The organism is Collinsella aerofaciens, from assembly GCF_040915545.1.
Classification (GTDB): Bacteria; Actinomycetota; Coriobacteriia; order Coriobacteriales; family Coriobacteriaceae; genus Collinsella; species Collinsella aerofaciens_BE.
Map to the genome: position 1 here is coordinate 1 of NZ_JBCPDH010000050.1, position 7,759 is coordinate 7,759.

The following is a 7,759-nucleotide window of genomic DNA, read 5'->3' on the forward strand; positions in this document are numbered from 1 at the left end:
GGTCACCGCGCGGTCCGCATCTGATGGTGTCGACGTCAATGGTATACGGGTGCATCATCGACGTCTTCAATACAGAAGATATCAGTGCGGAGTGTTTTCAAAACCAAACCCGGTCCCGGCCTGCATTGACACAGCTGAAGGTTCTTGGGCATCGCTTGCTTGCGGGATTCCTTGTCTGAGTTGGACTTGGTTGGCGGGACTACTGGTCCCGGTCGCTGGTTCGCGCTTTGCGCGAACTCCGCGCCACTGTAAGTCAGTTAGGCTTCCGTTGTTGGGCCCGCCACATCTTCCCGTCCCAGCATCGCCCTCAGCTTCTCAAAGCTCTCCTCGCTCAGGCAGTGCTCCATGTGGCAGCCCTCTTGCGACGCGACCTCAGCCGAAACACCCGCATCCTCCAGCAGCCCCACGAAAAAGCAGTGACGCTCCCACATTTGGCGAGCGACCTCCAGACCACACTCCGTCAGATGAACGTCGCGCTTGCCCATTTCGACATAGCCGTTGCTTTCCAGCGTCGCCATGGCCTTGGAAACGCTCGCCTTGGTTACGCCGAGGTACTCCGCGACGTCGATCGAGCGCACGATGCCCTGACGTTCCGACAGAACGTAGATCGATTCGAGATAGTCTTCTCCGGATTCACGTAGGGCCATGGGCCACCTTTCGCGATGATTGCTAGTTAGCCTTTGGATACTTTCCACGGCTAACTTTACCGCAAAAGTTGCCCATGTCTTACTACTTTGTCTAAAAGTTAGCCGTGTTTCACAAAACGTGCGGGACGAAAACAAAATGGGGACGCCCCGCAAGGAGTGTCCCCCAGCTGCCGGCAGAAAAGGAGCATCCCTAAGTGCCGAGCCGCAGTTATAACAGTCCAAAGTGCTTCGCGGCGTTGCAGATGCCGTCGTCGTCCACGGCGGTCGTCACATAGGTCGCTGCAGCTTTCACCGTGTCCTGCGCGTTGCCCATGGCCACACTTGTGCCCACGGCCGAGAACATCGACAGGTCGTTCTCGCCGTCGCCAAAGGCAATCGCCTCGCTCGCGTCGATACCAAGCCGCTCGAGCGTCGCCGCCACGCCCAGGTCCTTGCCGCCGTTAGCGGGAATAATGTCGCAGAACAGGTCGCACCAGCGCGTGGTGAGCGAATGCGACACGGCGTCGGTCACGATATGTTCGTCGGCCGGGTCCACAAAGGCGCAGAACTGGTAGACCGGTGCGTCAAAGGCGTGCTCAAACGGCTCCTCGTGGTAGACGATTCCCGCGTTGCTGCCAGCCGTCACCACGCGCTCGGACAGGCGGTTCACAAACGAGTTCTCGCCCTGCATGCACAGCGAGTCGTAGCGCCCCTGCGCCACCTGGTCCACAATCACCGCGACGTCGTCCGGATCGATCGGGCAGCTGCGGTAAACTCCCTCGGCATCAAAGCAGTGCTGACCCGAGAGCGTAATGTACGCATCCCAGCCCAGGTCGAACAGCCAGTCCGGCATCTGGTAGGTCGGACGGCCCGTGGCGATCACGCACGCAATCCCCTGCTCGCGAAAGCTGTCGAGCACCTGCTGCGCCGACGCCGGAATCCGGTGGGTCTTAAAGCTCAGCAGCGTACCGTCGATATCGAAAAACGCGGCTTTGATCATTCTCGCTTACTCCTCGCCCTCGAGCTTTTCGCTCGCCTCGAGCCACGCCATCTCCAGCTCGTCCATGGCAGCGTGAGCCTCGTCAATCTTTGCCTGCTGCTCGCCGAGCGCCGTGTAGTTGGTGGGATCGACTTGGGCCATTGCTGCCTCGGCCTCCTCAACGCGGGTGCGCTGCGTCTCCATCTTGCGCTCGAGCGAACTCACCTCGCGGCGGAGCTTCTGGCGCTCGGCGTTGGACAGGCCGTTGGGCTGACCGCTCGACTTGGGCTTTTCGGCCGCAGCTGCCGCGGCACCGGTGTCGAACGTGCCGGTCTTGGCGCTCGGCGCGCCCACGGGCTCGCCCTCGGCGGTAGCGTTGCACAGGCGCAGGTACTGGTCCACGCCACCGGGCATATGCGTCAGGTGGCCGTCGAGCAGCGCCCACTGCTGGTCGGTCACGCGCTCCATCAAAAAGCGGTCGTGCGTCACCAGGATCAGCGTGCCGGGCCAGCCGTCCAGCAGGTCCTCGACAATCGCGAGCATGTCGGTATCCAGGTCGTTGCCCGGCTCGTCCAGGATGAGCACGTTGGGCTCGTCAAGAATCGTCAGCAACAGCGACAGGCGACGGCGCTGGCCGCCCGAAAGATCGCCGATGCGGCTCCAGAGCTGCTGCGTCGTAAAGCCCAGACGCTCGCAGAGCTTCTCGGGCGAAGTCTCCTTGCCGTCGATGACGTAGTACTTCTTATAGTTGCCGAGCACCTCGCGGATCGTGTCGCCCATGTAGGGCTTGAGCTCCTCGAGCTGCTGCGACAGCACGCCAAAGCGCACTGTCTGGCCAATCTTCACGCGGCCGCGCGTGGGTTCAATCTTGCCCTGGATCACGTCGAGCAGCGTCGACTTACCGGCGCCGTTCTCGCCCAAAAGGCCATAGCGGTCGCCCGCACCAATGAGCCAGGTCACATCGGTGAGCACCTGCTTGGGCGCGCCGTCGGTATCGGCATAGCCGGCATCCACGTCGACCACATCGATAACCTGCTTGCCCAAGCGGCTCACGGCCAAGCGCTTGAGCTCCAGCTCGTCACGCACGGGCGGCACGTCGGCGATCAGCTCACGAGCGGCATCCACGCGAAACTTGGGCTTGGTGGAACGAGCCTGGGCACCGCGGCTCAGCCACGCGAGCTCCTTGCGCGCCATGTTGCGACGGCGCTCCTCGGTAACGGCGGCCATGCGGTCGCGCTCCACGCGCTGCAGGATGTATGCCGAATAGCCGCCCTCGAAGGGATCGACCTGGCCGTCGTGGACCTCCCACATGCTGGTGCAGACCTCGTCCAAGAACCAGCGGTCGTGCGTGACCACGAGCATGGCACCCTGGCCGCGCTGCCAGCGGGCCTTTAAGTGACGCGCGAGCCAGTTGATGGTGCGCATATCCAGGTGGTTGGTGGGCTCGTCGAGCATGAGCACGTCGTAATCGCCGATCAGCAAGCGCGCGAGGTCCACGCGACGGCGCTGACCGCCCGAAAGCTCGCCCACCGTGCCCTCCCAGGGCACATCGCTGATGAGGCCGGCGAGGATCTGGCGCGTGCGGGGGCTCGACGCCCACTCGTACTCGGGGGCGTCGCCCACAACGGCATGATGCACGGTATCAGTATCGACCAGGTTGTCCTTTTGGCCGAGCAGACCGATCGTCGTGCCGCGGCGGTGCGTCACGCGTCCGTCGTCGGGCTCCAGCGTGCCAGCGAGCACGCTCAGCAGCGTCGACTTGCCGTCGCCGTTTTTACCGACAATACCAATGCGGTCGCCCTCGCCCACGCCGAGCGTCACGCTATCGAAAATATGCTTGGTGGGAAACTCTAGGCTGACGGAATCGCATCCCAAAAGAATCGCCATATGCCCTGCTCCTTCGTAGAAATTCAACGTTGTCCATGATAGCAGCGAGCCCCACCCCAAACCACCACGAAGGCGCCTGTCCCCTTTGTGGTGGTCGTTTCGGTCGCAGAGCAAAAGGCGGGCCATCTCCCACAAGAGATGACCCGCCTCTCCAATCAGTCCCGTGGCGACCGTGGCCACCGCGGGCCTCAAGCATGTCCCGGACTAGGAGAACATGCCGGTGAGGTAATCATTCAGCCGCTTGTCCTTGGGCCGTTGGAAAATCTCGTCAGTCTCGTCGTACTCGACCATATCGCCCATGTAGAAGAACGCCGTGCGGTTGGACACACGCGACGCCTGCTCCATGTTGTGCGTCACGATAACGATGGCGCGGTCGGCAACGATCGACGACATGAGGTCCTCGATCGCCAGCGTCGAGATGGGGTCGAGCGCCGAGCAGGGCTCGTCGAACAAGATCACGTCGGGGTTGAGCGCCAGCGTGCGCGCGATGCACAGGCGCTGCTGCTGACCGCCCGAAAGCGCATGGGCGCTCTTGTCGAGCTTGTCCTTGACCTCGTCCCACAGCGCCGCGCCGCGCAGGCTCTCCTCGACCATGCGGTCGAGCTCGTCGCGGTCGGTGATGCCGTGGCGCTTAGGCGCAAACGTGATGTTGTCGCGAATGGACTTGCGGAACGGGTTGGGCTGCTGGAACACCATGCCAATGGAACGGCGCAGCTCGTAGGTGTTTTCGGTCTTGGTGTTCACGTTGCGCCCGCGATAGTTGATCTCGCCCTCCACGCGGCAGCCGCGAATCTCGCGATTCATGAGGTTGAGGCTACGCAAGAAGGTCGACTTACCGCAGCCCGAAGGCCCAATGAGCGCCGTGATCTCGCCCTTGTGGAAGTCGAGCGACGTATTGTGCAGTGCATGGTGGTCGCCATAGTACACGTTGACGTCCTTGGTGGAGAGCACGACCTCGTCGCTCACGGCCTTGCCGCTCACGCGCACGCGCTTCTCGCTCTCCCCCACGCTCGACAGGAAGTCCTGGGTCTCGGACGATGCCGCTTCGGTTGCGGGCGTTGCATTCATCTCGCTCATTCGGCCGTCATCCTTCTTGCCAGTTGCTTGCCCACAATGCGGGCGATTACGTTAAACAGCAGCACGCAAATCATCAGCAGCGCCGCGGTGCCCCAAACAATCTGCTGGGCCTCGGGGCTGCCCTCGCCATAGATCTTGTAGATGTGCACGGCGAGCGACTCGCCGGGACGGAACACGTTCCAAGCGCAGGTGGGGCTCGACAGGTTAAAGCTCAAGAAGTTCAGGCGAACCGGCGAGCTCATACCCGAGGTAAAAAGCAGTGCTGCGGCCTCGCCAAACACGCGACCGGCCGAAAGCACGATGCCCGTCACGATGGCAGGCATGGCCTCGGGGATCAGGATGTGCAGCGTGGCCTCCCAGCGAGTGAGGCCCATGGCCAGGCACGCATCGCGCTGGGCCTGCGGCACGTCCTCGAGCGCCTGCTGGATCACGCGCACCAGGATGGGGATGTTGAACATGGTGAGCGCGACGGCGCCGGAGATGATGGAGTACTTCCAGCCCAGCTGCACCGAGAACACCAGAAAACCGAACATGCCGACGACGATGGAAGGCAGCGAGGACAACGTCTCGATGGCGGTGGAGGCGATGTCGCGGATGGGTCCGTCCGGCGCGTACTCAACCAAAAAGACCGCTCCGCCCAGGCTGATGGGCACCGAGATGATCAGGGTGATCAGCAGCAGGTAGAACGAGTCGAACAGCTGGTAGAGCACGCCGCCCTGCGTTCCGTTGGCGCGCGACGGCTCTGTGAGAAAGCCCGGCTGGAACAGCGTCGAGATGCCCTCGAACAGGATATAGGCCACCATGGAGATGACGATGAGCATGACGATGGCGACGATCGCCGTCAACACGCCCGTGACGAAGCGGTCCTGCTTTTGGACGCGCCCGAGCCTCGCCTCGTCGATGTGGATACGCGTGCTAGCCACGAGCCTTCGCCCCCTTGCGGCCGATAAGGTGGATGATCAGGATGAAGATGAGGCTCATGCCCATCAGCAGCAGGCCGAGTGCCCACAGAACATCATCCTGGGCCGAGCCCTCGGCATAGACCGCCATGGACGTGGTGAGCGTGGTGGTGATAGTGGACGCCGGCGACAGCAGCGACATCGGCATGGCCTCGATGCCGCCGATAACCATGCGCACGGCGAGCGTCTCGCCAAAGGCGCGGGTCATACCCAGGATGACCGCAGTCATGAGCGACGGCATGGCGGACTTGAGCACCACGTGCCAGATGGTCTGCCAGCGGGTGTAGCCCAGCGCGAGCGAGCCCTGGCGGTAGCTGTCGGGCACGGCGCGCAGGCCGTCGACCGAAAGCGTGGTCATGGTCGGCAGGATCATGACGGCCAGTACGATGGCACCGGGCAGGATACCCAAGCCCGTGCTCACGTGGAAAACGCTCTTCATAAGGCCGACGACAACGTGAAAGCCGATCAAGCCAAAGACGACCGAAGGAATACCGGTCAAAAGCTCAATATGCGGCTGAAAGATCTTGGAGCCAAATTTTGGTTTGATCTCGACCGCAAAGATGGCAGAGCCGATGGCGATGGGCAACGCGATGAGCGTGGAGAGCACCATGACCGCAAACGAGGTGACGATCAGGGGCAGGGCGCCGGTGTAGGGCAGGCCGTTTTTAGCCGTGTTGGCCAGGTCCCACTTGGTGCCGGTGAAAAACTCGACGACCGAGACGCCGTCTTTGACAAAAGCCGAGAGGCCCTTTTGGGCGACCATAAAGATGAGCGCGGCAACGACAAGCGTCACGAGCGCTACGCACGCGCCCGTGACGCACAGGCCCACGTTCTCAAGGTCGCGCTTTGGCAGCTGTTTTGCCATTGCAAACCTTTCCGGGGGCGACTACTTATTTAGCGGAGACCTTGCCGCTGGCGTCCTTGACGACCTTCATGGCAGAGACGGGGATGAAGCCCTGCTCCTCGACGAGCTTGCCCTGGACGTCGTCGGAAAGCATGAACTCCAGGAAGGCCTTGGTAGCCTCGTCGGCGTCCTTTGCACAGTACATGTGCTCGGTCGCCCAGATCTTGAAGGAGCCGTCGGTGACATTCTTGCTCTTGGGCTCCACGCCCTCGACCTTGATGGCGTTGAACTTGGAGTCGTCGAAGTGCGAGAAGTCGAGGTAGGAGATGGCGTTGTCGGTGCTGCCCATCTGAGTCTGGACGTCGCCGGACTTGTCGAGCTCGGCGTCGCCCTTAAAGTCGACAGCCTCGTCGCCAAAGACGGCAGCCTCGAAGGTGGCGCGAGTACCGGAGCCGGCCTTGCGGTTGAGGACGACGATCTTGGCGTCGTCGCCGCCGACCTCCTTCCAGTTGGTGATCTGGCCGGAGAAGATGCCCTTGAGCTGCTCGAGGGACAGGTCGTCGACCGTCACGTTCTTGGAGACGACGGGGCCCATGCCCACGACGGCAACCTCGTGGTCGACGAGCTTCTTGACCTGGTCGGCCTCGAGTTTGGTCTCGGCGAAGACGTCGGAGTTGCCGATGGTGACGGTGCCGGCGGCAACAGCGGTCAGGCCCTTGCCCGAACCGTTACCCGAGCCGGAGACGGAGACGTCCGGGTTGGCATCCATGAACTTCTCGGCAGCGGCCTCGACGAGAGCCTGGAACGAGGAGGCGCCGTCGTAGGTCACCTCGCCGGAGACGGACTCGGCAGCAGCGGCGCTACCCTTGTCGGCGGCGTCGGATGCGCCGGAGCCGCCGCAACCAACGAGACCGAGACCGACGATGCTGGCAAGACCACCAGCGAGGCCGAGGAACTGACGACGAGAATAAGCCTGATCGAGCATGATCTTCCTTTCATACATGCGATTCGCGGGCACCCTGCCCGCTTTGCTGTTTGGAAAGATACGGCCTCGATCGGGCAGTGCCCGCGCCAACTGCGGTTTTTTACGGGCATCTGATAGACCCTTACCGCAAGCGCAGCACAGCCTTTACAAACGAATAACAAACCCGGCATTTAGCGTGGCGCGCCTTTTACACCAGAGGAAGGTAGTCATTGGAGACAGTCTTGTTTGACTAGTCATTTAAGAACGTCCCCAACGACTACCCCAGCAACGCCGATGTTTTGGCAACGACAGACACTATGACCCAATCCGAGGGCACTAAAAAGACAGGAGCCCCCGCTCGTGACCGCGGGTCGGGGCTGCGACAATGATGTTGAAGTGCCATAGGCGCAGCCGCGCCGCAAC

At 62.2% G+C, this 7,759-nt stretch carries 7 protein-coding genes; all 7 read right to left on the reverse strand.

The genetic code is table 11. From position 1 onward, the window contains the following. Positions 1–257: 257 nt before the first annotated feature. The 7 genes from AB5202_RS09660 to AB5202_RS09690 all read right to left on the reverse strand — a co-directional run bounded on the left by AB5202_RS09660 (position 258) and on the right by AB5202_RS09690 (position 7,357). Entirely contained in the window at positions 258–647 is a 390-nt protein-coding gene (locus tag AB5202_RS09660) for a metal-dependent transcriptional regulator (RefSeq protein WP_117798716.1), read from the reverse strand. A 208-nt stretch (positions 648–855) separates the two neighbouring features. Further along, positions 856–1,626 (reverse strand): Cof-type HAD-IIB family hydrolase, encoded by a 771-nt coding sequence (locus AB5202_RS09665; protein WP_117798714.1) that lies wholly within the window; start codon positions 1,624–1,626, stop codon positions 856–858. Between the two features lie 6 nt (positions 1,627–1,632). Continuing rightward, the gene (locus AB5202_RS09670; RefSeq protein WP_195502717.1) at positions 1,633–3,492 is read right to left on the reverse strand and encodes an ABC-F family ATP-binding cassette domain-containing protein; all 1,860 of its coding nucleotides are present in this window, start codon (positions 3,490–3,492) and stop codon (positions 1,633–1,635) included. 204 nt (positions 3,493–3,696) lie between these two features. After that, positions 3,697–4,569, reverse strand: a complete 873-nt coding sequence (gene pstB / locus AB5202_RS09675) for a phosphate ABC transporter ATP-binding protein PstB (RefSeq protein WP_195239469.1) — start codon at positions 4,567–4,569, stop codon at positions 3,697–3,699. After that, positions 4,566–5,492: a phosphate ABC transporter permease PstA gene (pstA, locus tag AB5202_RS09680; protein WP_368144608.1), complete on the reverse strand. Its 927-nt coding sequence runs from the start codon at positions 5,490–5,492 to the stop codon at positions 4,566–4,568. The genes pstB and pstA overlap by 4 nt, the downstream gene beginning before the upstream one ends. Continuing rightward, positions 5,485–6,393, reverse strand: coding sequence for a phosphate ABC transporter permease subunit PstC (gene pstC / locus AB5202_RS09685; protein ID WP_368144606.1), 909 nt, complete (start codon positions 6,391–6,393; stop codon positions 5,485–5,487). The genes pstA and pstC overlap by 8 nt, the downstream gene beginning before the upstream one ends. Positions 6,394–6,418: 25 nt before the next feature. Continuing rightward, the gene (locus AB5202_RS09690; RefSeq protein ID WP_368142560.1) at positions 6,419–7,357 is read right to left on the reverse strand and encodes a phosphate ABC transporter substrate-binding protein; all 939 of its coding nucleotides are present in this window, start codon (positions 7,355–7,357) and stop codon (positions 6,419–6,421) included. Between the last annotated feature and the right edge of the window lie 402 nt (positions 7,358–7,759).

Coding starts and splice junctions, on each gene's coding strand:
- AB5202_RS09660 (WP_117798716.1), bottom strand. CDS start 647: ATGGCCCTACGTGAATCCGGAGAAGACTATCTCGAATCGATCTACGTT.
- AB5202_RS09665 (WP_117798714.1), bottom strand. CDS start 1,626: ATGATCAAAGCCGCGTTTTTCGATATCGACGGTACGCTGCTGAGCTTT.
- AB5202_RS09670 (WP_195502717.1), bottom strand. CDS start 3,492: ATGGCGATTCTTTTGGGATGCGATTCCGTCAGCCTAGAGTTTCCCACC.
- pstB (WP_195239469.1), bottom strand. CDS start 4,569: ATGAGCGAGATGAATGCAACGCCCGCAACCGAAGCGGCATCGTCCGAG.
- pstC (WP_368144606.1), bottom strand. CDS start 6,393: ATGGCAAAACAGCTGCCAAAGCGCGACCTTGAGAACGTGGGCCTGTGC.
- AB5202_RS09690 (WP_368142560.1), bottom strand. CDS start 7,357: ATGCTCGATCAGGCTTATTCTCGTCGTCAGTTCCTCGGCCTCGCTGGT.